Raw genomic sequence first — 26,240 nt, forward strand, 5'->3', positions numbered from 1 at the left:
TGAAGAGGATCAGGAAGCGGAGGAAAGGACCTTGCGCTCGAGGGCGAGCGGTGCGGGACCGACCAATTTTACCCGTTCATCGCGACCCAGGGACAGGGTCTGGCCGACCACGTCGGGGCGGATAGGCAACTCCCGGGCGTTCAGGTCGAGCAGGCAGACCAGGGTCACGCTGGCCGGACGGCCGTAGTCGAACAGTTCGTTGAGTGCGGCGCGGATGGTACGGCCGCTCATCAGCACGTCGTCCACCAGCACCAGGTGCTGGCCGTCGATCTCGAACGGCAGCGCCGACGGGCGGACCTGCGGATGCAGGCCGTTCTGGGTGAAGTCGTCGCGGTAGAAGGAGACGTCGAGGGTGCCCAGCGGCTCTTGGTTGCCCAGTTCCCTCAGCAGCGCCTCGGCGACCCAGATGCCGCCGGTATGGATGCCGACGAAGCGCGGCCGCTCGATGCCGCGCTCGGCGAGATGGGCGCGCAGGTCGCTGGCCATGCGCGGCAGGAGTTCGGCGGGATTGGGTAGGCTCATGGTGGCTCCTCGCTGACATCGATGGGATGGCCGCCGGGAGAGCCCGCTGTAGGGAGGCGCCCGCGGTGGCGAAAGCATAATGGCAAACGGCGGCGTGCCGGCTGCCATGGGTCAATCCGGGTGTTCGGCCAGCCAGCCTTCCAGCAGCAGGGCGGCGGCCAGGGCGTCCACCGGTCGCTCGCGGTAGCCGTCGCGCTGGCCCTGGGCCAGGCGCTCGCCCTTGGCGGCGTAGGTCGTGAGGCGTTCGTCGTGGGTAAAGACCGGCAGGTTGAAACGGCCGTTGAGGCGGCGGCCGAACTTTTCCGCGCGCTCGCTCATCTCGCTTGGGCTGCCGTCCATGTTCAGCGGCAGGCCGACGACGATGGCGTCCGGCTGCCATTCCTTGATCAGCGCTTCCACCCGGTTCCAGTCCGGCACGCCGTTCTGCGCCTTCAATACGCACAGCTCGCGGGCCTGGCCGGTCACCGCCTGGCCGACGGCGACGCCGATCTGCCGGGTGCCGTAGTCGAAGCCCAGCAGCAGGCGCAGCGGCTTGTCGCTGGCCATCAGGCGTGACCGGCCTGGGCGGTGAGCAGGCTGAGGTTGACGCCCAGGCGCGCGGCGGCGGCGCTGAGGCGCTCCTCGGGCGGCAGGTCGAAGAGGATCGCCGGGTCCGCCGGGCAGGTCAGCCAGGCGTTGTCGCTCAGTTCGGCCTCCAGCTGGCCGGCTTCCCAGCCGGCATAGCCAAGGCTGATCAGGCTCTTTTCCGGGCCGGTGCCGGCGGCGATGGCGAACAGCACGTCCTGCGAGGTGGACATCGCCAGCTCGCCCAGTTCCAGGGTCGACTGGTAGCTCAGGCCGCTGGGGTGGAGGACGAAGCCACGGTCGGTCTGCACCGGGCCGCCGTTGTAGATGTCGATGTGCTGGCAGCGCGCCGGCGGCAGGGCGTCCGGCTTGAGCTGTTCGAGGACTTCCGCCAGGTTGAGGCCGCTGGGACGGTTGATCACCAGGCCCATGGCGCCCTGCTCGTTGTGTTCGACCAGGTAGGTCACGGTCTGGGCGAAATTGGGGTCGGCCATGTGCGGCATGGCGATCAGGAAATGATGCTTGAGGTAGGTTGGGCTGCTCTGTTTCATGGCCGCTAGTGTCCTGCTTCGGACGCGAGAAAGCCAGCCTTGCCGGCGCTACTTGCTGGACAGCCGGTCGCCGCGTTCGAAGCGCCAGGTACGGATGATCTCCAGCCGGTCGATGTCGGCCAGGTCGCCGCTGAACGGCGCATAGGGCGCGGCCAGGCGGACGATGCGCTGGGCGGCCTGGTCGAGGATCGGCTCGCCGGAAGACTCCAGCACCTGCACCTCGTAGATGGTGCCGTCGCGGTTGATCGACACCAGCAGCCGCAGGCTGCCGTAGAGCTTCTGCCGGCGGGCCTCGTCGGGGTAGTTGAGGTTGCCGATGCGTTCGATCTTCTTGCGCCAGTCTTCCTTGTACCAGGCGCCCTTGTCGCGCATGGTCGAGGCGGCGCTCAGGCGGTGGATGCGCGGGCGCTTGGCGTAGGCCTGCTGCTCCTTGGCCAGGTCGGCCTCGAGGCTGGCGATTTCCGCCGACAGCTGGGTTGAGTCGAAATGCGGCGCCGGCTTGGCGACCTGCTCGGCCTTCTGTGCCTGGGTCTTGCTCGGTGCCTTCTGCTGGCGCTGGCGGGTGGTGGTCACCGCGGCCTTGGGCGCCTCTTCGCTCCTGGCCTGCTTCGGCGTAGCCGGCGGCGCGACTTTCTTCACCTGGTTGTCCTGGAACGGCGCGACCTCGGTGGTCTTCGGCGCGGCCTTGTGCTCCAGGGTTCCGCTGCCCTGCTGGTTCATCTGCGCGAGGTAGTCGGCCTTCTCCGGCGCCTTGTCGCTCTTGAAGGTGGCCAGGGTGATTTCCAGGGTCTTGCTGATCTGGCTCGGCGCGGGCATGGAGAAGCCCACCCCGAGGATGAGGGCGACGTGCAGGATGGCTGCGATGAACAGGGTGAAGCCCAAACGGTCCGCCGGGCGGACGCCGGCAGCGGCGGAGGGGGACTTGAGGACGGCGGCGTTCATTGCGGATCGTGGTGGCTGGCGTGGGGCGAAGTCTGCCGATGGGGGGCGGAAAAGTCTATGACGCACTCCGCGCCTTGGACACGCGGTCGCTCGCCGTGGCGCATCGGGCGGGCCGAGGCGGGCGGACCGAGGCCCGCCCGCGCGATTCAGCGGGCAGCCAGCTGGGCGGCGATGGCGTCCATCAGCTTGTCGCCGATGCGGGTGTCGAAGGCCTGGTCGATCTCGCGGATGCAGGTCGGGCTGGTGACGTTGATTTCCGTCAGATAATCGCCGATCACGTCGAGGCCGACGAACAGCAGGCCGCGCTCGCGCAGGTGCGGGCCGACCTCGGCGGCGATCCAGCGGTCGCGCTCGCTCAGCGGCTGGGCCACGCCGCGGCCGCCGGCGGCGAGGTTGCCGCGAGTCTCGCCCTGGGCGGGGATGCGCGCCAGGCAGTAGGGCACCGGTTCGCCGTCGATCATCAGGATGCGCTTGTCGCCGTCCTTGATTTCCGGCAGATAGCGCTGTGCCATGATCTGCTGGCTGCCATGCTGGGTGAGGGTCTCGAGGATCACCGAGAGGTTCGGGTCGCCTTCGCGGTGACGAAATATCGACGAACCGCCCATTCCGTCCAGGGGTTTGAGAATGATGTCACGATGCTCGGCGGCAAACTCGCGCAGAATATCGGATCGCCGGCTGACCATCGTCGGCGGAGTGCACTGGGTGAACTGCGTGGCGAAGAACTTCTCGTTGCAGTCGCGCAGGCTCTGCGGCCGGTTCACCACCAGGGCGCCGGCACGCTCGGCCTGTTCCAGCAGGTAGGTCGAATAGACGAATTCGTTATCGAAGGGCGGGTCCTTGCGCATCAGGATCACGTCCAGTTCGTGCAGCGGTTGGTCGCTTTCCGCTTCCAGTTCGAACCAGCGGGAGGCATCGTTGAAGACCTTCAGCGGGCGCATGCGTCCACGCGCGACGCCGGCCTTCTGGTAGAGGTCCTGCTGTTCCATGTAGAACAGCGACCAGCCGCGGGCCTGGGCAGCCAGCAGCATGGCGAGCGAGCTGTCCTTCTTGAAGTTGATGCGCGCGATGGGGTCCATGACGATCCCGAGGCGTACGCTCATGGGAATTCCTCCGAAAGGGGGTGGGTTGTCCGGTCGCGGCGGGGAGGCCGCGTGGCAAGCGGGTTTGACGCTCAGGTTGGCGCCCCGTTTGCGCTTGGTCAAGGAAAAAGCCGGCCTGTTCCGGGCATTATGGATAGAGTTGCGTCGAGTGTGCTAAAAAGGCCCGCGATTGGGTCGCAGCCCGTCGGTGACAGGGCGTTAGCGCACTGAAGAAAACACAGAAGAATGATTCACCGAGTCGATATAGGGCGAACATGGAACAGCAATCCGACGGTTTGAAAGTGATGGTGATCGACGATTCGAAAACGATTCGTCGCACCGCCGAAACACTGCTGAAAAAGGTCGGTTGCGACGTGATCACGGCAATCGACGGCTTCGATGCCCTGGCGAAGATCGCCGATACCCATCCGAACATCATTTTCGTCGACATCATGATGCCGCGCCTGGATGGCTATCAGACCTGCGCCCTGATCAAGAACAACAGCGCGTTCAAGTCCACCCCGGTGATCATGCTGTCCTCCAAGGACGGCCTGTTCGACAAGGCCAAGGGGCGCATCGTCGGCTCCGACCAGTACCTCACCAAGCCGTTCAGCAAGGAAGAGCTGCTGGGCGCGATCAAGGCACACGTACCCAGCTTCACCCCGGTGGACGCCGTTTCCTGATATCCGGCCGCATGGCCGTTGATGCTTATTTCGTGATGGGGATCCCATGGCTCGTATTTTGATTGTTGATGACTCTCCGACCGAGATGTACAAGCTGACCGCCATGCTGGAAAAGCATGGTCACCAGGTACTCAAGGCCGAGAACGGCGGCGACGGCGTCGCCCTGGCCCGCCAGGAAAAGCCCGACGTGGTCCTGATGGACATCGTCATGCCCGGCCTCAACGGCTTCCAGGCGACCCGTCAATTGACCAAGGACGCCGAGACCAGCGCCATCCCGGTGATCATCGTCACCACCAAGGACCAGGAGACCGACAAGGTCTGGGGCAAGCGCCAGGGCGCTCGCGACTACCTGACCAAGCCGGTGGACGAAGAGACCCTGCTGAAAACCATCAATGCGGTGCTGGCGGGCTGAGCCCGTCGCAGCGCATCGCTCACCCTGACCCCGGAAAGACCAGGCCCCGCATGTCGGACGTTCAGACCCCCTTCCAGCTCCTCGTCGACATCGATCAGCGCTGCCGACGCCTGGCCGCCGGCCTGCCGGCCCAGCAGGAGGCGGTGCAGAGCTGGAGCGGGATCGGCTTCCGCATGGGCGGGCGGTTCTTCGTCGCCCCCATGGGGGAGGTCGGCGAAGTCCTGCACGAACCGCGCTACACCCAGCTGCCGGGCGTGAAGACCTGGGTCAAGGGGGTGGCCAACGTACGTGGCCGCCTGCTGCCGATCATGGACCTCTGCGGTTTCCTCGGCGCCGAACTGTCGCCCTTGCGCAAGCAGCGGCGGGTGCTGGTGGTGGAGCACCTGGACGTGTTCGCCGGCCTCATCGTCGATGAGGTGTTCGGCATGCAGCACTTCCCGGTGGACACCTTCAGCGAACAGCTGCCGCCACTAGAAGCGGCACTGCAACCCTTCATTCATGGCGTCTTCCATCGAGAGCAGCCGTGGCTGGTGTTCAGCCCGCATGCGCTGGCGCAACACCAGGGCTTCCTCGACGTCGCCGTATAAACAGCTTCACCGGTTGGGCCGGTCTGCCGGCCCGTGTCGTGACATGGAAATCGTAATCGTGGTCGGTCCGGGCGGGGGCCAAATATGAAGAAAATCAACGCAGGCAATCTTTTCGCGGGCATGCGCAGCAGCTCGGTGATCGCGGGGCTGTTCATCGTCCTCATCGTCTCGATCGTGTTGCTGTTCGCCAACTTTGCCTACCTCAACACCCAGTCGAACCATGACAAGCAGTACATCGGCCATGCCGGCGAACTGCGCGTCCTGTCGCAGCGGATCGCGAAGAACGCCACCGAAGCGGCGGCGGGCAAGGGCGAGGCGTTCAAGCTCCTGAAGGATGCGCGCAACGACTTCGAGAAACGCTGGAACATCCTGGTCAACGGCGACGAGAGCACATCCCTGCCGCCCAGCCCCGAAGCGGTGAAGCCGCAGATGGACGTGGTGCAGCAGGACTGGGATGGCCTGCGCAAGAACGCCGACTCCATCCTCGCCAGCGAACAGACTGTACTGTCCCTGCACCAGGTGGCCTCGACCCTCGCCGAAACCATCCCGCAGCTGCAGGTGGAATACGAAGAGGTGGTCGACATCCTGCTGGAGAACGGTGCCCCGGCCGACCAGGTCGCGGTCGCCCAGCGCCAGTCGCTGCTCGCCGAACGTATCCTCGGCTCGGTGAACAAGGTGCTGGCCGGCGACGAGAACTCGGTGCAGGCCGCCGACAGCTTCGGCCGCGACGCCAGCCTGTTCGGCCGCGTACTGAAGGGCATGCAGGAAGGCAACGCGGCGATGAGCATCTCCAAGGTGACCAACGCCGAGGCGGTGGATCGCCTGAACGAGATCGCCGAACTCTTCGAGTTCGTCTCCGGTTCGGTGGACGAGATCCTCGAGACCTCGCCCGACCTGTTCCAGGTCCGGGAAGCGGCGAACAACATCTTCAGCGTTTCGCAGACCCTGCTGGACAAGGCCTCGCAACTGGCCGACGGCTTCGAGAACCTGGCCGGCGGGCGCAGCATCAACCTGTTCGCCGGTTACGCCCTCGGCGCCCTGGCCCTGGCCTCGATCATCCTGATCGGCCTGGTGATGGTGCGCGAGACCAACCGCCGGCTGGCCGAGACCGCCGAGAAGAACGACCGCAACCAGGCCGCGATCCTGCGTCTGCTCGACGAGATCGCCGACCTCGCGGACGGCGACCTGACCGTGGCCGCGACCGTGACCGAGGACTTCACCGGCGCCATCGCCGACTCGATCAACTACTCCATCGACCAGCTCCGCGAACTGGTGGAGACCATCAACCAGACCGCCGTGCAGGTGGCCGCAGCGGCCCAGGAAACCCAGTCCACCGCGATGCACCTGGCCGAAGCCTCCGAGCACCAGGCGCAGGAAATCGCCGGCGCCTCGGCGGCGATCAACGAAATGGCGGTGTCGATCGACCAGGTATCGGCGAACGCCTCGGAATCCTCGGCGGTAGCGGAACGTTCGGTAGCCATCGCCAACAAGGGCAACGAGGTGGTGCACAACACCATCACCGGCATGGACAACATCCGCGAGCAGATCCAGGACACCTCGAAGCGAATCAAGCGCCTCGGCGAATCGTCCCAGGAGATCGGCGACATCGTCAGCCTGATCAACGACATCGCCGACCAGACCAACATCCTCGCCCTGAACGCCGCGATCCAGGCGTCGATGGCCGGGGACGCGGGCCGCGGCTTCGCCGTGGTAGCGGACGAGGTACAGCGACTGGCGGAACGTTCCTCGGCGGCGACCAAGCAGATCGAGGCGCTGGTGAAGACCATCCAGACCGACACCAACGAAGCGGTGATCTCGATGGAGCAGACCACCTCCGAGGTGGTCCGCGGCGCGCGCCTGGCCCAGGACGCCGGTGTGGCCCTGGAGGAGATCGAGAAGGTATCCAAGACCCTCGCGGCGCTGATCCAGAACATCTCCAACGCCGCCCGTCAGCAGGCATCGTCGGCCGGCCACATTTCCAACACCATGAACGTCATTCAGGAGATCACCTCGCAGACCTCCGCCGGTACCACCGCCACCGCACGGAGCATCGGCAACCTGGCGAAGATGGCGAGCGAGATGCGCAACTCGGTATCCGGCTTCAAACTGCCGGAGGGCGTGGAGCAGGCCTGAGCATAGGCGCGGCGGCCGCCTGGCGGGCGCCGCGTCGACACCTTGGACGAGGGGCACGGCATGCAGGCGAACGGCGTCTGGTCACTGCAGCCGCTGGCCGATATGTCGGCAGCGGAGTTCCGCGACTGGCAGGTCCTGTTGGAGAACCGCACCGGCGTGGTGCTCAACGAGCAACGCCGGACGTTCCTGCAGGCCAGCCTGACCGCGCGCATGCGTGAACTGGGCATCGGCGACTACCACAGCTACTACCGCCAGGTGACCGACGGTCCGCGTGGCGCAGTGGAGTGGGCGACCCTGCTGGACCGCCTGACCGTCCAGGAAACCCGTTTCTTCCGTCATCCCCCGTCTTTCGAGCTGCTCGAGCGCTACCTGGGCGAGCGCCTGCGCCGCGAAGGCATGCCGCGGCCCTGGGCCCTGTGGAGCGTCGGCTGCTCCAGCGGCGAGGAACCCTACTCGCTGGCGATGTGCGCCGCGCAGGTGTTGCGCGGGCAGGAACGGGAAGATTTTTTCGGCGTCACCGGGACGGATATCAGCCTTCACGCCCTGCAGCGGGCGCGGCAGGCGAACTATCCGGCCCGCAAGTTGGAGCAACTGGAGGCCGGGCTGGTCGAACGCTATTGCGAACGCCAGGCCGACGGCAGCTTCAGCGTGAAAACGATACTGACCGAGCGCGTCTGCTGCGCCCGGCTGAATGTGCTGGACCTGGCGAAGGCGCCCTGGTCCGGCATGGACGTGATTTTTTGTCAGAACCTGCTGATCTACTTCCGTCGCTGGCGACGGCGCGAGATCCTCAACCGGTTGGCCGAACGGCTGGCGCCGGGAGGCTTGCTGGTGATCGGGGTCGGCGAAGTGGTCGACTGGAGCCATCCGGAGCTCGAGCCGGTCGCCGACGAGCGGGTCCTGGCCTTTACCCGTAAGGGGTACTCAGGCACATGAATGGAGTGGCTATGGGTGACCGGCACGACTACGTCGCTCTGGAATGGGTGAAAGGCGAGATCGCCGAAACCCTGAAACAGGCGCGCCAGGCGTTGGAAGCGTTCGTCGAGAACCCGCAGGACCCGACCCGCATGCGGTTCTGCCTGACCTACGTGCACCAGGTGCAGGGCACCCTGCAGATGGTCGAGTTCTACGGCGCGGCCCTGCTCGCCGAGGAAATGGAGCAGTTGGTCCAGGCCTTGCTGGACGGTCGCGTGCCGAACCAGGGCGAGGCCCTGGAAGTGCTGATGCAGGCGATCCTGCAACTGCCGGTCTACCTCGACCGGATCCAGACCGCCCGGCGCGACCTGCCGATGGTGGTCCTGCCGCTGCTCAACGACCTGCGCGCCGCGCGCGGCGAGAAGCTGCTCTCGGAAACCAGCCTGTTCGCGCCCGACCTGTCGCAGCGCCAGCCGCAACTGGACGGCGAGGCCATCGCGCAACTGCGCACCGACGAACTCGGCGGCTTGCTGCGCAAGCTGCGCCAGACCCAGCAGATGGCCCTGGTCGGCCTGCTGCGCAACCAGGACGTGGCCACTAGCCTCGGCTACCTGGCGCGTGTCTATGCGCGCCTGGAGGGCCTGTGCCGCGAGGCACCGCTGGGGCCGCTGTGGAGCATCGCTTCCGGCCTGGTCGAGGGCCTGGCCAACGGTAGCGTGGTCAACAGCGCCTCGGTGCGCACCCTGCTGCGCCAGCTCGACCGCGAACTCAAGCGCCTGGTCGAGCAGGGCGCCGACGGCCTGAACCAGGCCGCGCCGGACGAGCTGGTGAAGAACCTGCTGTTCTACGTGGCCAAGGCGCCTTCGCAGTCGCCGCGGATCCGCGCTCTGAAGGAACAGTACCGCCTCGACGAGGCGCTGCCCGACCACGAGACGGTGGACGCCGAGCGCGCCCGCCTCGCCGGACCCGACCGCGACGCGATGCGTTCGGTGGTCGGTGCCTTGTGCGAGGAACTGGTGCGGATCAAGGACAGCCTCGACCTGTTCGTGCGCAGCGACCGTGGCCACCCCTCGGAACTGGACGCCCTCCTGGCGCCGCTCAAGCAGATCGCCGATACCCTGGCGGTACTCGGCTTCGGCCAACCGCGCAAGGTCATCCTCGACCAGTTGGACGTCATCCACGCCCTGGCCCAGGGCCGCCGCGAGCCGAGCGACGCGATCCTGATGGACGTCGCCGGCGCGTTGCTCTACGTCGAGGCCACCCTGGCCGGCATGGCCGGTCCCGGCGACGAGCGCAACAGCGAGGAAAGCCGCCTGCCCACCACCGATGTGGCGCAGATCCACCAGTTGGTGATCAAGGAAGCGCGCAACGGTCTGGAGCAGGCCAAGGACGCGATCATCGAGTTCATCGCCTCGCAGTGGAACCACGAGCACCTGGCCCGCGTGCCGGAGCTGCTGACCCAGGTCCGCGGCGGCCTGGCGATGATCCCGCTGGAGCGCGCCGCGACCCTGCTGGAAACCTGCAACCGCTATATCCAGGAACAGCTGCTGGCGCGCAAGGCGGTGCCGGACTGGCAGAGCCTGGATACCCTGGCCGATGCCATCACCAGCGTCGAGTATTACCTGGAGCGCCTGAGCGAGGACCATGCCAGCCAGAGCGACCTGATCCTCGACGTCGCCGAGGACAGCCTGGCGAACCTCGGCTATACGCTGAAACCGAATTCGTCGGCCCCGGCCGAGCCTGGCCTGTCCGGGCCCGCTGCCATCGAGTCCCCGGCTGCCGAGCCGGAGAGGCCGGAGGCGGTCGTCGAGGTCGCCGAGACAGCGGAGCAACCGCCCGCCGACACGGCTCCTGCCGAGGCCGCGAGGGAAGATGCCCCGCAGTTGGCCAGCGACGACAACTGGACCCTTGGCGAAGTCGCGCCCGACGCCGGCGAGCCGTCCCTCGACCTGGCCCTGGACCTGCCGCTGGACGATTCCGCCGAAGTGCCGCCGGCGTTGCCGGAGGTGGTCGAGGAGAGCGGCCAGCCGCAGTCGACCCCGGCGCCTGCCCGCAGCCTGGACGATTTCAGCCTCGACGAGATCGATCTCTCCGGCCTCGACCTGCCCGCCGATGCGGCCCCGGCCTCCGGGCCGGCGGCCCTGGCGGACTGGTCGCTGCCGGAGCAGTGGGGGCTCGGCGATGACCTGGCGCAGCCGGCGCAGGCCGGCGAGACGTTGGATCTGAGCCTGGAGGAGCCGGCGCTGTCCTTCGACGCGCCGCTGGAAAGCCTCGAGCCGTTGCCGGCGCTGGAGCCTTTCGACGGCTCCGCTGAACAGGAGCTGGTTCTCGATGCGCTCGATCCGCTGCCGCTGGATGTAGCCTTGCCGGAGGCGGAGGGCGAGGTGTCCGCCTGGGAGGGCTCGAGCCTGGAGGAACTGGATCTTTCCGACCTCGATCTCCCCGAGGTGCAATTGCCCGAGGCTGAGGCCGAGGCGCCGCCTGCCGCCGAGGCGCTCGCCAGCGAAGCGCCGGCCCTGTCTCTGGCCGAGGTGATGGCTGCGCCGGTGCAGCCGATCAACCCGCCGGCGCAGAACGTTCCGGTCAGCCTGCTGCCACCGCCGGCCGACGAGGAACCGGTGGACGAGGAACTGCGCGAGGTCTTCATCGAGGAGGCCGGCGAGGTCCTGGAGACCATCGGCCGCTACCTGCCGGCCTGGAAAGCCGACCACGACGACCGCGAAGCGCTGACCGAGGTACGCCGTGTCTTCCATACCCTCAAGGGTAGCGGACGGATGGTCCGTGCCCTGGTGATCGGCGAACTGGCCTGGTCGATAGAGAACCTGTTCAACCGCGTGCTCGATCGCAGCATCGCCGCCAGCGAGCCGGTGCAGCGAGTGGTGGACCAGGTCGTGGCCCTGTTGCCGGAGCTGGTCGAGGAGTTCGCCGCCAATGCCCAGCGCCAGCGCGACGATGTCGACCTGCTGGCGGCCACCGCGCATGCCCTGGCCAAGGGCGAGCCGCTGCCGGAACCGCCGGCGCCGGACGACGGCGGAGTACCGCCGGAAGCCGGGGCGGAGCAGCCGTCGAGCCTGGACAACGGCGTCCAGGCGCCGCCATTGGCCGACGCGCCGCAGGCCGCTGCCGAGGCGCAGAGCGACGTCGAACTGCTCGATCCGCAACTGCTGGAGATCTTCACCAACGAGGCGGAAACCCATCTCGAGGCCCTGGTCGGCTTCCTCGCCGACTGCGCCCGCGAACTGCCGCAGCCGGTCACCGATGCCTTGCAGCGTGCCCTGCATACCCTCAAGGGCAGCGCACACATGGCCGGCATCCTGCCGATCGCGGAGATCGCCACGCCGCTGGAAAAACTGGTCAAGGAATACAAGTCCAACCTGCTCGCCTTCGACCTGCGCGAAGCGGAGTTGCTGCACGACGCCGAGCAACTGTTCCGCATCGGCCTGGAGCAGGTCGGCGCGCAACGGCCATTGAACCCGATCCCCGGCAGCGACGCGTTGCTGGAGCGTATCGAGGCACTGCATCAGGAACGCATCGCCTCGCTCGAGGCCGAGCGCTACAGCGATGCCGGCGAGCGCCGCGATCCGTTGCTGATCGAGGCGTTCCTCGTCGAAGGCATGGACATCCTGCTGGACGCCGAGGACCTGCTCGAGCGCTGGCACGAGCATCCGCAGGAGCGCCAGGAACTGAGTGCGCTGCGCGAGGAGCTCAGCACTCTGGACCGGGGCGCCCGGCATGCCGAGCTGCCACAGGTGGAAGAACTCTGCCAGGCCTTGCTGGCGCTCTACGATGCCGTCGAGGAAGGCCGCCTGGCGGTCAGCCCGGCGTTCTTCGAGGAAGCCCGCCAGGCCCACGAGGCGCTGATCGGGATGATGGACCAGGTCGCCGCCGGCCTGCAGGTCACGCCGCGTCCGGAGCGGGTCGCGGCCCTGCAGGAGCTGTTGGAAGCGCCCGCCGCCGAGGCCGTTCCGTTCATCGACCCGGAGAGCCTCGGCGCCGACGATTTCCCCCCGGAAGACGAAGAACCGGCCCTCCCCGAGGCGGTCTTCGAAGAGGCCGGGACGCCTGCCGAGGAGACCGTACCGGCAGCGCCTGCACCGGCTCCCGGCCGCGAGCTGGACGAGGAAATGGTGTCGATCTTCCTCGAAGAGGCGGTGGACATCCTCGAAAGCGCCGGCCAGGCACTGGCCCAATGGCAGGCCGAGCCGGGCGCGCTGTCTTCGCTCAGCGCCCTGCAGCGCGACCTGCATACCCTCAAGGGCGGCGCACGGATGGCCGAGATCGCCGAGATCGGCGACCTGGCCCACGAGCTGGAGGCCCTCTACGAAGGACTGGTCGACCGCCGTTACCAGCACTCCCCGCAACTGGCCGGATTGCTGCAAGCCTGTCACGACCGCCTGGCCGAACAGCTCGACCAGTTGAGCGCCGGCCAGCCCCTGGCCGACCCGCACGACCTTATCCAGTCGATCCGCCGGTTCCGCCAGGGCCCGCTGGCCGAGGCCGCGACACCGGGCGAGGCGGAAAGCCCTGTCGAGGAACTCGTTGCACCTGCCGTCGAGGAGCCCGCCGCGCCTGCTGCGGAGGCGTTCGAAGAGCGCGATCCCGAACTGGTGGAGATCTTCCTTGAGGAAGGCTTCGATATCCTCGACAGCGCTGCCGCCGCGTTGCAGCGCTGGATGGACGACGTCGACAACACCATCGAACTGGAAGCCTTGCAGCGCGACCTGCATACCCTCAAGGGCGGTGCGCGGATGGCCGAGATCGGCGAGATCGGCGACCTCGCCCATGAGCTTGAATTCCTCTACGAAGGCCTCTGCGGTGGACGCCTGCGCGCCAGCCCGGCCTTGTTCGGCCTGCTGCAGCGCTGCCACGACGAGCTGGCCGAGATGCTCGAGGCGGTGCGTGGCCACCGCACGCTGCCCGACGGGCAGGCGCTGATCGCGGAGATCAGGCGCCTGCGCAGCGATCCCGACGAGCAACTGAGCGTACCCACCAGCGTCAGCCTCAAGCCGCTGGCGGCGAAGGGCGCGGCAGCCGACGAGAGCGAGATCCTCGACATCTTCCTTGAGGAAGCCGACGACCTGCTGGAGAACCTCGAACTGGCGCTCGGCCGCTGGGACGGCGGCAACGGCGACGCCCAGCCGCTGGACGACCTGCTGCGGATCCTGCACACCCTCAAGGGCGGTGCGCGCCTGGCCGGACAGACCGAGCTGGGCAACCTGGCCCACGACCTCGAGCAGTATCTCACCGATGCGCAGCAACAGGGCGCGCCGTGGCCGGACAGCCTGCTGCTGGATGCGCAGTCGGGGCTGGAAGGCCTGCAGCGGCAGGTCGACCTGTTGCGCGAGCGGCTGGCCGAGGACGACGAGGCCGGTGAGCGGCCCGAGCCCGCCCAGGCGCTGGTCCAGGCCGACGATACCGACCGCGCGGTGGCCTCCGCGCTGGCCGAGCTGACCCGCCTGGCCCCGGCGGCTGGCGCGATCATGGCGGCCGAGGCGGCGCCTCCGGCCGCCCCGGCCACCACCCTGCCGTTCGTGCGCAAGGCCCAGGAGGCGGCCCAGGAGGCCGCTTCCCGACGTGCCCCGCAGGAGCTGGTGAAGGTGCCGGCGGAACTGCTGGAGAACCTGGTCAACCTGGCGGGCGAGACCTCGATCTTCCGCGGCCGGGTCGAGCAGCAGGTGAGCGACGTCGGCTTCACCCTCGGCGAGATGGAGTCCACCATCGAGCGGGTGCGCGACCAGTTGCGCCGCCTCGACACCGAGACCCAGGCGCAGATCCTCTCGCGTCACCAGGCCGATGCCGAACGCGCCGGCTACGAAGAGTTCGACCCGCTGGAAATGGACCGCTATTCGCAGTTGCAGCAGCTCTCGCGCGCACTCTTCGAATCGGCCTCCGACCTTCTCGACCTGAAGGAAACCCTGGCGGCGAAGAACCGTGACGCGGAGACCCTGCTGCTGCAACAGGCGCGGGTCAACACCGAACTCCAGGAAGGCCTGATGCGCACCCGCATGGTGCCGTTCGATCGGCTGGTACCGCGTTTGCGGCGGATCGTCCGGCAGGTGGCCGGCGAGCTTGGCAAGCAGGTCGAATTCGTGGTCGGCAACGCCGACGGCGAGATGGATCGTACCGTCCTCGAACGCATCGTCGCGCCGCTGGAGCACATGCTGCGCAACGCCGTGGACCACGGCATCGAGTCCGGCGAGACGCGCCGCGCGGCGGGCAAGCCGGAGCACGGTACGATCCGCCTGAACATCGGCCGCGAGGGCGGCGACATTCTCCTCACCCTCTCCGACGACGGCGCCGGCATCCGCCTCGACGCGGTACGGCGCAAGGCCATCGAGCGTGGCCTGATGAGCGCCGACAGCGACCTCAGCGATCATGAAGTGCTGCAGTTCGTGCTCGAGTCCGGTTTCTCCACCGCCGAAAAGGTCACCCAGATCTCCGGGCGCGGCGTCGGCCTCGACGTGGCCAACTCCGAGGTCAAGCAGCTCGGCGGCTCGGTGAGCATCCAGACCGAGCCGGGCCAGGGCACCCGCTTCAACGTGCGGCTGCCGTTCACCGTGTCGGTGAACCGGGCGCTGATGGTGCTATCCGGCGAGGATCTCTACGCGGTGCCGCTGAACACCATCGAGGGCATCGTGCGGGTTTCGCCCTACGAACTGGAGGCGCTCTACGACCAGCGCGGCGAGGCGGGACTGGATACGCCCAGCTTCGAATACGCCGGGCAGTCCTACGAACTGAAGTACCTCGGCGAGCTGCTGAACAACGGCCAGGAACCCAAGCTGGTCGGCCAGTCGCTGCCCTTGCCGGTGATCCTGGTGCGCTCCTCGGAGCATGCGGTGGCGGTGCAGGTCGACTCGCTGGCCGGTTCCCGCGAGATCGTGGTGAAGAGCCTCGGTCCGCAGTTCGCCGGGGTCGCCGGGATTTCCGGGGCGACCCTGCTCGGCGATGGCCGGGTGGTGGTGATCCTCGACCTGCTGGCGACCATCCGCTCCCGGCACGCGCTGCTCGGCCAGGAAAGCCGTCGCGAACGCCTGGCGCTGCGCCAGGAAATGGCGGCGAGCGAAAGCGAGCAGCAGCGGCCGCCGCTGGTCATGGTGGTGGACGACTCGGTCACCGTGCGCAAGGTCACCACCCGCCTGCTGGAGCGCAACGGCATGAACGTGCTGACCGCGAAGGACGGCGTGGACGCCATCGCCCAGCTCCAGGAGCACCGTCCGGACATCCTCCTGCTGGACATCGAGATGCCGCGCATGGACGGTTTCGAGGTCGCCACCCTGGTGCGCCACGACGAGCGCCTGGGCAACCTGCCGATCATCATGATCACCTCGCGGACCGGCGAGAAACACCGCGAGCGCGCGCTGGGCATCGGCGTCAACCAGTACCTCGGCAAGCCTTACCAGGAAACCGAGCTGCTCGAAGCCATCCAGTCCCTGGTCGGCCAGCATGAGTGAGCGCGGCACGCCACGGGTCGCGGTGATCGCCGACACCTCGTTGCAGCGCCACGTGTTGCAACAGGCGCTGCTCGGCCATGGTTACGAGGTGGTGCTCAACGCCGACCCGGCCAGGGTCGACGACGCCGCGCTGGAGTGCGCGCCCGACCTGTGGCTGGTGGACCTGACCCAGCAGGACGACTCGCCGCTGCTGGACAGCCTGCTGGAGCAGGACCGTGCGCCGGTGCTGTTCGGCGAGGGCCACGCGCCGGAGCGGCATACCGAACATTACCCGCGCTGGGAGCGGCGGCTGATCGGCAAGCTGAAGCGCTTGATCGGCGACCCCAGCGATGGCGTTGGCGACAGCCTCGGTGCATTGCTCGACGAGGAGCGTCCGCCGCGCCTGGAGATTCCCGGCGACCTCGCGGCGATGCCGCTGCAGGCCGGCGAAGCGGCCCGCGAGGTGTGGCTGCTGGCGGCCTCGCTCGGCGGCCCGGCGGCGGTGAAGGCATTTCTCGACGCCTTGCCCGGCGGCCTGCCGATCGGCTTCCTCTATGCCCAGCACATCGATGCCAGCTTCGAGCAGAACCTGCCGCAGGCAGTCGGCCGGCACAGCCAGTGGCATGTGAAGAACGTCCGCGACGGTGAAGCGCTGCGTTGCGGCGAGGTCATGGTGGTGCCGGTGCTGCACGAGCTCGGTTTCCACCACGACGGGCGACTGAAATGCAGCCAGCGTTCCTGGCCGGAACCCTACACCCCGTCCATCGACCAGATGATGCTCAACCTGGCCCAGCAGTTCGGCCCCGACTGCGGGGTGATCGTTTTCAGCGGCATGGGTAGCGACGGCAGCGCCGCTGCCGCCTACGTGCGGCGCCAGGGTGGCGAGGTATGGACCCAGCGCGCCGACAGTTGCGTCTGTTCGAGCATGCCGGACAGCTTGCGCGAAGCCGGTTACAGCAGTTTCAATGCCAGCCCCCGCGAACTGGCCGAGGCATTGGTCAAGCATCTGGCCGCACGCTGCGCGCCGACAGGAGTCGAAACATGAACCAGGCCGTGATCGAGCAGGATGGCATGAGCCGGAACACCCCAGCCAACCCGACCCCGGACAGCCTCACCGGGCTGCTCCTGCCGCTGAGCGACCGCACCCTGCTGTTGCCCAACGTCGCCGTGGCCGAACTGATCGCCTATCGCAACCCGCAGGTCGCCGCCGGCCTGCCGCAGTGGTACCTGGGCCAGGTGGCCTGGCGCGACCTGCGCCTGCCGCTGCTGTCCTTCGAGGCGGCCTCCAGCGGCGAACAGCAGCCGGTACTCGGCAGCAGCGCGCGGGTGGTGGTCATCAACGCCCTCGGCGGACGACCCCATGTGAAATTCCTCGCCCTGCTGGTGCAGGGCATTCCGCGCTCGGTGCGGCTGGACGCCAATCTCGCGAGCACCGCCGCGCCGCTGGCGGCGCTGGAACTGGCGGCGGTGGACATCGGCGGCGAAACCGCACGGATTCCGGACCTGGCCGGGCTCGAAGAGAAGCTCGCCGACGCCGGCCTGATCTGAGCCGTCCATGGCCGGCCTGCAGCACGCGCGGATCGGCGCCTCCCTCGAGGTCGCCAGCGCCAGCCTGGCCGGGCACCGCTTCGAGAAGCACAGCCACGACGAGTTCGTCATCAGCGCCAACCTCTGCGGATTGGAAGATGTCTGGCTGGATGGCCGTACCTTCCAGGCCGACAGCGGCGACCTGACCCTCTACAACCCGGGGCAGATCCAGGGCGGCGGCGTCCGCGACGGCCAGCCCTGGCGCTTCGCCAGCCTCTATCTGCCTGCCGCCGAACTGGCGAGCAGCCTGGATCTTTCCTCCGTCGAGTTCGACCGCCCGCTGCTGCGCAGTCCGGCGCTGGGCCGCGAGTTGGCCGCCAGCATCGAAGCCTTGCTGGCCAGCGACCGTTTCGCCCGCGAACGGGGCGAGGAGCGCCTGCTGGATTTCCTTGGCCGCCTGCTGGCGGCGAGCGGCACCCGCCTGCCGCAGAGGGCCGATCCTGGGCGCCCGGCTGTCGCCCGCCTGCAGGCGCTGCTCGCCGAGCGCCTGGCCGAACCGCCGGACCTGGATGAGATGGCGGAGCAGGTGGGCCTGTCGAAATACCACCTGCTGCGGGCGTTCAAGAAGGCCACCGGGCTCAGCCCGCGCCAGTGGAGCATGCAACTGCGCACCCGCCGCGCCCTCGGCCTGTTGCGCCGTGGCCTGGCGGTGGGCGAGGTGGCCCACGCCCTGGGCTTCGCCGATCAGAGCCACCTGACCCGTTACTTCACCAGCGCCTACGGCATTTCGCCGGGCCGCTACCAGCGCGCCGTGCGCGGCTGAACTGCGCAATCCGGTTCAAGTCGGCGGAGCCGCCGGCCGGGATAATCCGACGTCCCACCACGGAGTCGTCGTTCCATGCTCGCCATCTTCCTCGCCGCCTTGCTGTTCGGTTTCGCCTTCAATGTTTCCCCTGGCGCGGTGTTCAGCGAAACGCTGCGCCGCGGTTTGACCGGCGGCTTCCGCCCGGCGTTGCTGGTGCAACTGGGGTCGCTGATCGGCGATGCCGTCTGGGCCCTGCTCGGGCTTACCGGACTGGCGCTGCTGCTGGGCTACGAGCAGGTGCGGATTCCCCTGACCCTGGCCTGTGCCGCCTACCTGGCCTGGCTCGGCGTGCAAGGCTTGCGCGACGCCTGGAGTCCGCCGCTGGCGGCGGAGGATGCCGGCGAGCAGGGGCGCAACGCCTTCGGCGCCGGCGCGGCGATCTCCCTGTCCAATCCGAAGAACGTGGTCTACTGGGGTGCCCTCGGCAGCGCCCTGGCGGGGATCGTCGACGGCACGCCGAACCAGGCGCAGTCGCTGGTGTTCTTCGCCGGTTTCATGCTCTCGTCGCTGATCTGGTGCTTTTGCTGCGCGGCGCTGGTGGACTGGCTGCGGCGCAACACCTCGCTGTTCTGGCACCGCGTCAGCTACGCCGGTTGCGGCGTGCTCCTGCTCGGCCTGGCGGGACTGGCGCTGCGCGGGCTGTAGACGCGCCTCAGGCCGGCGCCAGGCGCCGCCGCAGCAGGCGTTGGCGCAGGCTTTCGAACCTGCCGAGGTCGACATGCCGGGCATGGTCGCCGACGACGATCCGGCCGTCGGGCAGCTCCGCCCAGTGCTGTAGTCCGCCCTCCAGGTCCAGTTCGCCGTAGCGGATGCGCAGCGCCCGGCCGGATTCGAGGTGCCAGAGCTGGGCGAGGTCCCGCGAGCGATGCGGTTCCAGCCACGGCGCCAGGAGCAGCCAGCCTCCGTCCAGGGCCTGGAGCTTCAGGTAGGGGCCTTCGGCCAGGCCGTCCAGCGAGTGGCTGCGGATCTCGCCGCTGTCGAGCCGGCCTTCGCAGAGCGTTTCACGCTCCAGCCAGACGATGGTCCCGGGCGCCGCCGAGGTCGGTTGCGCCGGATCGGCGGGCAGATCCTTGCCGACGGGGAACGGCAGGGGCTGGATGCGTGCCTCGCGCCATTCGAAGAACTGCCCGCGGGAGAGCAGGCAGACGCGCTGGTCCGGAGTGGTGAAGACCGCCGGCGGATTCTCGATGGAGCGCCGCGCTTGCGGCACGTCGAAGAGCAACCGCGGTTCGTCGTTGCCCTGGGCGAAGCCCGGATAGAGGAAGAACAGGCCGCGGTCGGCCAGGAGCAGGTCGTCCCCGGCCAGGCCGATGGCAAGTTCCGGGGTGCGGCGTTGGCGCAACGACTGCGCTGGCGGCAGCGGCAAGGGCGGTAGTTCGGGCGTCAACGAGGCGAGGTCGCGGGAGCGATGCAGCCAGGCGTAGGGGCTTCCCGAACGGGTCATCCTGACCCAGGCGTGCAGGCCGTCCGACGAACTGGCCCGGCAGAGCAAGGCGCCCTGGGTTTCCTCCGCGCCATCGGGCAGGCGTTGCAGCCTGGGCCATTGGCGCAGGTCCAGCAGGTCGCGGCTGTCCTCGCCCGGCAGGCGGGCGATGGCCAGGCCGGGCGCCAGGTGCTCGGCGTGTTCGAGGCAGATGTAGGCCGAAGCCGGCGCCAGGCCGGCCGGCGCGGCGGCGGGGAGGGCCGCCCGGGCGCCCTCGGGGGCGTTTTCCTGGCGCAGCGTGCGGGCGTTGTGGCCCTGCGCTGCGAGCGCATCGAGGAGGCGCTGGCTGTGGGGGGCGCCGACCACGTACAGGTTCAGGCTGTCGTCTTCGTCCAGGCGTTCCACCAACGCCAGTCCGAGGGATTCCAGCTCCTGGCCGAGGGCTGGCAGGAAATCCTCGGGAAGGTCGTCGCGCAGGCGCTCCAGCAGCGTCTCCAGTGCGGCGGAGGCCAACTGCGGGAAGCGTCCGGCATAGTCTCGGCGGAGTACGCCGAGCACGTCGGGCAGGCGGATCTTCCAATCGAAGGTAACGGGCGTGTCCATGCGTGCGATCCGTTGCGAAGTGGGTTGCGCAACGGTATTCACTGGCTGTCGCCGTTGTAAAGCGGCGGGAGGGATATCAGGCGAAGTCGCCCCAGAGTTGCTGGGCCACCGCCAACGCTACCACCGGAGCGGTCTCGGTGCGCAGCACTCGCGGGCCGAGGCGCGCGGAGTGGAAACCGGCCGCCTGAGCCTGCTCCACCTCGGCATCGCTCAGGCCGCCTTCGGGACCCACCAGGAAGGCCAGGCGCGACGGCGGCGCATGGCTGGCCAGGGGGGCGGCCACAGGGTGCAGGACCAGCCTGAGGTCATCGTCCCGCCCGCGCAGCCAGTCCTCCAGGGCCAGAGGCGGATGGATCAGCGGCAGGCTCGAACGGCCGCACTGCTCGCAGGCGCTGATCGCCACCTGGCGCCAGTGCTGCAGGCGCTTGTCGGCGCGCTCGTCCTTCAGGCGCACTTCGCAACGCTCGCTGACGATCGGGGTGATTTCCGCCACCCCCAGCTCGGTGGCCTTCTGGATCGCCCAGTCCATCCGCTCGCCGCGCGACAGGCCTTGCCCCAGGTGGATACGCAGGGGCGAGTCGGGCTGGCCGGCGAACTGCTCGCGGAGTTCGACGCGGACATTCTTCTTGCCGACCTCGACCAGCTCGCCGAGGTATTCCCGGCCGCTGCCGTCGAACAGTTGCACGGCGTCGCCCGTGGCGTGCCGCAGCACGCGGCCGATGTAGTGGGCCTGGGCCTCGGGCAGGTCGTGCTGGCCGAGGGAGAGAGGCTGGTCGACGAAGAAGCGGGACAGGCGCATGGCGATTCGAGGGTAGTGGCGACAGGCGCGCAGTTTACTGCCTGCCGCGGGGCGCTGGAACCGGCCCCCTCGGAACGAAGGGGCGGCGACGGTCAGCCCGGATCGCGGTGGTCCGGGTGGAAGTCGCTGACCGCCACGCTGACCGCGTCGCGGGTGGCGATGTCGATGCCTTCGCTGGCCACCTCGGCGAGGAAGTCGATCTGCTCCGGGGTAATCACGTAGGGCGGCAGGAAATACACCACGCTGCCCAGCGGGCGCAGCAGCGCGCCGCGCTCCAGGCCATGCTGGAAGACCTTCAGGCCGCGGCGCTCCTGCCAGGGGTAGGGCGTCCTGGATGCCTTGTCCTGGACCATTTCGATGGCCAGGACCATCCCGGTCTGGCGCACCTCGGCGACATGCGGGTGGTCGGCCAGGTGCGCGGTGGCCCTGGCCATGTGGGTGGACAGCGCGCGGTTGGCCTCGATCACCTTGTCTTCCTCGAAGATGTCCAGGGTCGCCAGGGCGGCGGCGCAGGCCAGCGGGTTGCCGGTATAGGTGTGCGAGTGGAGGAAGGCGCGCAGGGTCTGGTAGTCGTCGTAGAAGCCCCGGTAGACGGTCTCGCTGGTCAGCACCGCGGACATCGGCAGGTAGCCGCCGGTGAGGGCCTTGGACAGGCAGAGGAAATCCGGGGCGATGCCGGCCTGCTCGCAGGCGAACATCGTCCCGGTGCGGCCGAAGCCCACCGCGATCTCGTCGTGGATCAGGTGCACGCCATAGCGGTCGCAGGCTTCGCGCAGCAGCTTGAGGTAGACCGGGTGGTACATGCGCATGCCGCCGGCGCCCTGGATCAGCGGTTCGACGATGACCGCGGCGATCTCGTCGTGCCCTTCGGCCAGGGTGCGCTCCATGTGGGCGAACATGTTCCGCGAATGTTCTTCCCAGCACATGCCGTCCGGACGCAGGAAGCAGTCCGGGCTGGGCACCTTGATGGTGTCGAGCAGCAGCGACTTGTAGGTTTCGGTGAACAGCGCCACGTCGCCCACCGACATCGCCGCGATGGTTTCGCCGTGGTAGCTGTTGGTCAGGGTGACGAAGCGCTTCTTGCGCGGCCTGCCGCTATTGAGCCAGAAGTGGTAGCTCATCTTCAGCGCGACCTCGATGCCCGCCGAGCCGCTGTCGGCGTAGAACACCCGGTCGAGCCCCGGCGGGGTGATCTTCACCAGTCGCTCCGACAGCTCGATCACCGGCTGGTGGCTGAATCCGGCGAGGATCACGTGCTCCAACTGGTCGACCTGGTCCTTGATGCGCTGGTTGATGCGCGGGTTGGCGTGACCGAACACATTGACCCACCAGGAACTGACTGCGTCGATGTAGCGCTTGCCTTCGAAATCCTCCAGCCAGACGCCTTCGCCGCGGCGGATCGGGATCACCGGCAGGCGTTCGTGGTCTTTCATCTGGGTACAGGGATGCCAGAGTACGTTCAGGTCGCGCTGCATCCAGTCGGCGTTAAGGCCCATGGGCTGTCTCCTCGGATCGATCGGCAAAGCCTATGCAATGGGGGTGAGATGAACAACCCGGCGGGTTGGGACACATCCGACAGCAGCCGCCGACGGACTCCTATGGTGGCCCAAACGGCTCTGGCGTATGCTGCGCGCCGTTGCGTCTTTGCTTTTTTCCTGGGGAGTCCGGTATGTCGTTAAGGTGGCTGCGCGCCGCGGCGTTTCTCATGTTGGGGGTGTTCAGCGCGGTGGCGCTGGGCAAGGATAAACAGCCTACGGCGATCGTCGTCGGCGCGGGCCTGGCAGGCCTGAGCGCGGCCTACGAATTGCAGAAGGACGGCTGGCAGGTCACGGTGCTCGAAGCGCGGCCGCAGGTGGGCGGGCGTTCCGGCCTGGCCACCAGCGAATGGGTCGGCAACCAGAAGGTCCAGCCCACGCTCAATGCCTACCTGGACACCTTCAAGCTGAAGCCGGTGCCGGCGCCGGACTTCGTCCGCACCCCCAGCTACCTGATCGACGGCCTGTACTACAGCAGCAGCGATCTCGCGCTCAAGCAGCCGAACGTCGCCGCCGACCTCAAGCGCTTCGAGTCGACCCTGGACGATCTCTCGGCATCGATCTCCGATCCGCTCAACCCCGCCTCGAGCAATACCCTGTTCGCCCTCGACCAGATGAACGCCGCGCGCTGGCTGGACAAGCTGAACCTGTCGCCGACCGCGCGCCTGCTGGTCAACCAGCGTATCCGCTCGCGCTACGACGAACCGTCGCGCCTGTCGCTGCTCTACCTCGCCCAGCAGGGCCGCGCCTACCGTGGCGTCGATGACCGCGACCTGCGCGCGGCGCGCCTGCCCGGCGGCAGCCAGGTGCTGGCGGAAGCCTTCGTCAAGCAGATCAAGACGATCAAGACCAAATCCAAGGTGTCGAGCATCGTCCAGGCCAAGGACGGCGTCGCCGTCAAGGCCGGCAGCGAGACCTACAAGGCCGACTACGTGGTTCTCGCCGTGCCGCTGAAGGCGCTCGGCCAGATCCAGATGACCCCGTCCCTGAGCGGTACCCAGATGTCCGCGCTGAAGGGCACCAACTATGGCTGGCGCGACCAGATCCTGCTGAAGTTCAAGCGTCCGGTGTGGGACGACAAGTCGCGCCTCTCCGGCGAGATCTTCAGCGACCAGGGCCTGGGCATGATCTGGGTCGAGCCGGCGCTGAAAGGCGGCGCCAACGTGCTGATCAACCTGTCCGGCGACAACGCCCGCGTGCTGCAGGCTTTCGGCGACCGGCAGATGGTCGATCAGGTGCTGATCCGCATGAACAAGTTCTATCCGAAGATGCGCGGTGCCTTTGCCGGCTACGAAATTCGTCGCTACAGCGCCGATCCGGGTACCGGTGGTTCCTACCTGGCCTACGGTCCGGGCCAGGTGACGCGTTTCTGGCGGATCTGGGAACAGCCGCTGTCGCGGGTCGCCTTCGCCGGCGAGCACACCGATGCGCTGTACCCCGGCACCATCGAGGGCGCGCTGCGTAGCGGCAAGCGCGCGGCCAGCCAGGTGCGCGACCTGTATGCCGGCAAGACGCCGGTGATCGAGGGCGCGCCGATGGTGGCGAAGGCCGAGAAGGTGGCCGCACCGACGACCGGCGGCGAGAAGAAGAACCCGTTTGCCTGGTTCACCCGCCTGTTCGATTGATCCCCTTCGCCGGCGCCGGAAGCTCCGGCGCCTTGCGCTTCCCGGTTCGCAGCGCAATCCGGGGTTTTTTCTTAGCCTGCGAACCTATCTTGTGAATCGATGTTTCAAAGCAGAATTTTCTGCTTTAACTCGATGGATTTGCCGCTAGTCTTGAGGCTTCGCTTTTCAAGGAAGTTTTTCATGCAGTGGCGCAATACCTCATCCCGTTACGGCGTATTCAGCCTGTTCCTGCACTGGGGCAGCGCGCTGGTGGTCTTCGGCCTGTTCGGCCTGGGCCTGTGGATGCGCGAACTGAGCTATTACGACCCCTGGTACCACCCCGCGCCGGCCCTGCATAAAAGCATCGGCATCCTGCTGGCCATTGCCCTGCTGGTGCGGATCGTCTGGCGTTTCGTCAGCCCGCCGCCGCCGGCGCCGGCCAACCACGGTCCGCTCACGCGGGTAGCGAGCAAGCTTGGCCACCTCGCGCTGTACGGGCTGCTGCTGGCGGTGATCGTCGCGGGCTACCTGATTTCCACCGCCGACGGCGAACCGATCAGCGTGTTCGGCTGGTTCTCCGTGCCGGCAACCCTCAGCGGGCTGCCCGACCAGGCAGACGTCGCGGGTGAAATCCATCTCTACCTGGCCTGGGCGCTGGTGGTCTTCGCCGTCCTCCATGCCCTGGCCGCCCTCAAGCATCACTTCGTCGACCGCGACCCGACCCTAAAGCGCATGCTCGGTCGCTCGTCGAATGATCAACAACCACGTTAAGGAGAATGTCCATGCTGAAGAAGACCCTTGCCGCGCTGGCGCTCGGCTCCGCACTGTTCACCGCCGGCCAGGCAATGGCCGCGGACTACAAGATCGACAAGGAAGGCCAGCACGCCTTCATCGAGTTCCGCATCAAGCACCTGGGCTATAGCTGGCTGTACGGCCGCTTCAACGACTTCGACGGCAGCTTCACCTTCGACGAGAAGAACCCGTCGGCCGACAAGGTCAAGGTGACCATCAACACCAACAGCGTGGACACCAACCATGCCGAGCGTGACAAGCACCTGCGCAGCGGTGATTTCCTCAACGTCAGCAAGAACCCGACCGCTACCTTCGAATCCACCGAAGTGAAGGCCAACGGCGACAGCGCCGACATCACCGGCAACCTGACCCTGAACGGCGTGACCAAGCCGGTCACCATCAAGGCCAAGCTGATCGGCCAGGGCGACGACCCGTGGGGCGGCTACCGTGCCGGCTTCGAAGGCAGCGCCACCCTGAAGCTGAAAGACTTCGGCATCAAGATGGACCTCGGCCCGGCATCCCAGGAAGTCGAGCTGCTGCTCTCCGTCGAAGGCATTCGCCAGTAAGCGGATACCTGAAACGAAAAACGCCGGCGATCGCCGGCGTTTTTCATTGTGCTTCGAAAAGAATGTTCTTAAATATCCTCAAGCGGTTGCGCGGCCAGGCACTGGTCGAGGAGATGCACCAGGGTGGCCTGTTCCACCGGGGTGAGCGGGGCAAACAACTCGTCATGCACGCGTGACATGATGGCCTCCGCATGCTGGTGGATGGCCAGCCCCTCGTCGGTGAGGAAGAGCTGGAAGCTGCGCTGGTCGCTGGGGTTGCGCTCGCGGCGGACCAGGTTTCTTCCCTCCAGCTCGCGGATCTTCCGGGTGATCAGTGCCTTGTCGCGGCACATCTGGCGTCCCAGGTCCTGCAGGTTCAGCCCGCGTTGTTCGTCGATAAGCTTCAATACATGGACGTCGGGCGGGGTCAGGTCGAGTCGCTGGCAATCGAGCTCGCTCTGGATGCGCGTCCGCACATGCTGGAAGACCGCCATCAGCGCGGGCATCAGGTCGGGATTCACGGGGTAGTTCATTGGTTTGGCCGAGTAAACCTAATGTAAATGTGGTTGATCCAGTCAACTATTTTGCTTATTTTAGTTGACCTTATCAACCTTGTTTCAGGTTCTGAATATGGGCCATGGCGCCGGGTGGATAACCGGCCATCGAGCTAAAACGTTTCAGGTGTTTTCACGCGAGGCTTTCGGACGTTTACAAACACCTATGAATGTA

General features: G+C 67.4%; 22 protein-coding genes. 13 read left to right on the top strand and 9 right to left on the bottom strand.

The genetic code is table 11. The features are described 5' to 3' along the window. Nucleotides 1-9: 9 nt before the first annotated feature. The 5 genes from pyrR to gshB all read right to left on the bottom strand — a co-directional run bounded on the left by pyrR (nt 10) and on the right by gshB (nt 3,679). Nucleotides 10-522, bottom strand: a complete 513-nt coding sequence (gene pyrR, locus LJF27_RS19645) for a bifunctional pyr operon transcriptional regulator/uracil phosphoribosyltransferase PyrR (protein ID WP_003084574.1) — start codon at nt 520-522, stop codon at nt 10-12. 111 nt (nt 523-633) lie between these two features. Further along, on the bottom strand, nt 634-1,068 hold the full coding sequence (ruvX, locus tag LJF27_RS19650; protein WP_003084575.1) for a Holliday junction resolvase RuvX: 435 nt from the start codon (nt 1,066-1,068) through the stop codon (nt 634-636). Continuing rightward, entirely contained in the window at nt 1,068-1,637 is a 570-nt protein-coding gene (locus LJF27_RS19655; RefSeq protein WP_003100947.1) for a YqgE/AlgH family protein, read from the bottom strand. Before LJF27_RS19655 ends, ruvX begins: the two co-directional genes overlap by 1 nt. 48 nt (nt 1,638-1,685) lie before the next feature. Further along, nucleotides 1,686-2,579, bottom strand: coding sequence for an energy transducer TonB (locus tag LJF27_RS19660; protein WP_003162015.1), 894 nt, complete (start codon nt 2,577-2,579; stop codon nt 1,686-1,688). Nucleotides 2,580-2,725: 146 nt separating this feature from the next. Beyond that, nucleotides 2,726-3,679 carry a glutathione synthase gene (gene gshB, locus LJF27_RS19665; protein WP_003100943.1) on the bottom strand — a complete coding sequence of 318 codons (954 nt, stop codon included), beginning with the start codon at nt 3,677-3,679 and terminating at the stop codon, nt 2,726-2,728. A gap of 254 nt (nt 3,680-3,933) precedes the next feature. On the opposite strand from gshB, the gene pilG reads away from it, so the two are divergent. The 10 genes from pilG to LJF27_RS19715 all read left to right on the top strand — a co-directional run bounded on the left by pilG (nt 3,934) and on the right by LJF27_RS19715 (nt 18,855). Then, complete coding sequence (gene pilG / locus LJF27_RS19670; RefSeq protein ID WP_003084583.1) at nt 3,934-4,341, top strand: twitching motility response regulator PilG; 408 nt, start codon at nt 3,934-3,936, stop codon at nt 4,339-4,341. A gap of 46 nt (nt 4,342-4,387) precedes the next feature. Continuing rightward, nucleotides 4,388-4,753, top strand: coding sequence for a twitching motility response regulator PilH (gene pilH / locus LJF27_RS19675; protein ID WP_003084587.1), 366 nt, complete (start codon nt 4,388-4,390; stop codon nt 4,751-4,753). A gap of 50 nt (nt 4,754-4,803) precedes the next feature. Then, nucleotides 4,804-5,340: a chemotaxis protein CheW gene (locus tag LJF27_RS19680; RefSeq protein WP_023117223.1), complete on the top strand. Its 537-nt coding sequence runs from the start codon at nt 4,804-4,806 to the stop codon at nt 5,338-5,340. An 84-nt stretch (nt 5,341-5,424) separates the two neighbouring features. After that, nucleotides 5,425-7,473 carry a chemotaxis chemoreceptor PilJ gene (gene pilJ / locus LJF27_RS19685; protein WP_003100940.1) on the top strand — a complete coding sequence of 683 codons (2,049 nt, stop codon included), beginning with the start codon at nt 5,425-5,427 and terminating at the stop codon, nt 7,471-7,473. A 60-nt stretch (nt 7,474-7,533) separates the two neighbouring features. Further along, entirely contained in the window at nt 7,534-8,409 is an 876-nt protein-coding gene (pilK, locus tag LJF27_RS19690; RefSeq protein WP_003100938.1) for a type 4 fimbrial methyltransferase PilK, read from the top strand. A gap of 11 nt (nt 8,410-8,420) precedes the next feature. Further along, nucleotides 8,421-15,839, top strand: coding sequence for a chemotaxis signal transduction system protein ChpA (gene chpA / locus LJF27_RS19695; RefSeq protein WP_023117222.1), 7,419 nt, complete (start codon nt 8,421-8,423; stop codon nt 15,837-15,839). Next, nucleotides 15,832-16,863 (top strand): chemotaxis protein CheB, encoded by a 1,032-nt coding sequence (locus LJF27_RS19700; RefSeq protein ID WP_023091443.1) that lies wholly within the window; start codon nt 15,832-15,834, stop codon nt 16,861-16,863. The genes chpA and LJF27_RS19700 overlap by 8 nt, the downstream gene beginning before the upstream one ends. Further along, nucleotides 16,860-17,366, top strand: a complete 507-nt coding sequence (locus LJF27_RS19705) for a chemotaxis protein CheW (protein ID WP_003106119.1) — start codon at nt 16,860-16,862, stop codon at nt 17,364-17,366. Before LJF27_RS19700 ends, LJF27_RS19705 begins: the two co-directional genes overlap by 4 nt. Before the next feature lie 7 nt (nt 17,367-17,373). Further along, nucleotides 17,374-18,168 (top strand): AraC family transcriptional regulator, encoded by a 795-nt coding sequence (locus LJF27_RS19710; protein WP_003117898.1) that lies wholly within the window; start codon nt 17,374-17,376, stop codon nt 18,166-18,168. A 75-nt stretch (nt 18,169-18,243) separates the two neighbouring features. Further along, nucleotides 18,244-18,855: a LysE family translocator gene (locus LJF27_RS19715; RefSeq protein ID WP_003084610.1), complete on the top strand. Its 612-nt coding sequence runs from the start codon at nt 18,244-18,246 to the stop codon at nt 18,853-18,855. Between the two features lie 7 nt (nt 18,856-18,862). Here LJF27_RS19715 and LJF27_RS19720 read toward each other — a convergent pair whose 3' ends face one another. The 3 genes from LJF27_RS19720 to LJF27_RS19730 form a co-directional block, all read right to left on the bottom strand. Continuing rightward, nucleotides 18,863-20,278, bottom strand: coding sequence for a hypothetical protein (locus LJF27_RS19720; RefSeq protein WP_025921018.1), 1,416 nt, complete (start codon nt 20,276-20,278; stop codon nt 18,863-18,865). Nucleotides 20,279-20,312: 34 nt separating this feature from the next. Beyond that, nucleotides 20,313-21,035 (bottom strand): 16S rRNA (uracil(1498)-N(3))-methyltransferase, encoded by a 723-nt coding sequence (locus LJF27_RS19725; protein WP_003106127.1) that lies wholly within the window; start codon nt 21,033-21,035, stop codon nt 20,313-20,315. 92 nt (nt 21,036-21,127) lie between these two features. After that, nucleotides 21,128-22,531 carry an adenosylmethionine--8-amino-7-oxononanoate transaminase gene (locus tag LJF27_RS19730; RefSeq protein ID WP_003117900.1) on the bottom strand — a complete coding sequence of 468 codons (1,404 nt, stop codon included), beginning with the start codon at nt 22,529-22,531 and terminating at the stop codon, nt 21,128-21,130. Nucleotides 22,532-22,704: 173 nt separating this feature from the next. Here LJF27_RS19730 and LJF27_RS19735 point away from each other — a divergent pair, with 173 nt between their 5' ends. The 3 genes from LJF27_RS19735 (at nt 22,705) to LJF27_RS19745 (ending at nt 25,532) form a co-directional block, all read left to right on the top strand. After that, nucleotides 22,705-24,195 carry a flavin monoamine oxidase family protein gene (locus LJF27_RS19735; RefSeq protein WP_003118815.1) on the top strand — a complete coding sequence of 497 codons (1,491 nt, stop codon included), beginning with the start codon at nt 22,705-22,707 and terminating at the stop codon, nt 24,193-24,195. A gap of 180 nt (nt 24,196-24,375) precedes the next feature. Further along, nucleotides 24,376-24,945, top strand: coding sequence for a cytochrome b (locus LJF27_RS19740; protein ID WP_003106133.1), 570 nt, complete (start codon nt 24,376-24,378; stop codon nt 24,943-24,945). A gap of 11 nt (nt 24,946-24,956) precedes the next feature. Next, nucleotides 24,957-25,532 (top strand): YceI family protein, encoded by a 576-nt coding sequence (locus LJF27_RS19745; RefSeq protein ID WP_003084626.1) that lies wholly within the window; start codon nt 24,957-24,959, stop codon nt 25,530-25,532. A 68-nt stretch (nt 25,533-25,600) separates the two neighbouring features. Here the strand turns inward: LJF27_RS19745 and mexR are convergent, their stop codons facing one another. After that, a complete protein-coding gene (gene mexR, locus LJF27_RS19750) occupies nt 25,601-26,044 on the bottom strand; it encodes a MarR family transcriptional repressor MexR (RefSeq protein ID WP_003114897.1) in 444 nt (147 codons plus the stop codon). Nucleotides 26,045-26,240: the final 196 nt, after the last annotated feature.

Source organism: Pseudomonas sp. 203-8 (genome assembly GCF_020708595.1).
Lineage (GTDB): Bacteria > Pseudomonadota > Gammaproteobacteria > Pseudomonadales > Pseudomonadaceae > Pseudomonas > Pseudomonas aeruginosa.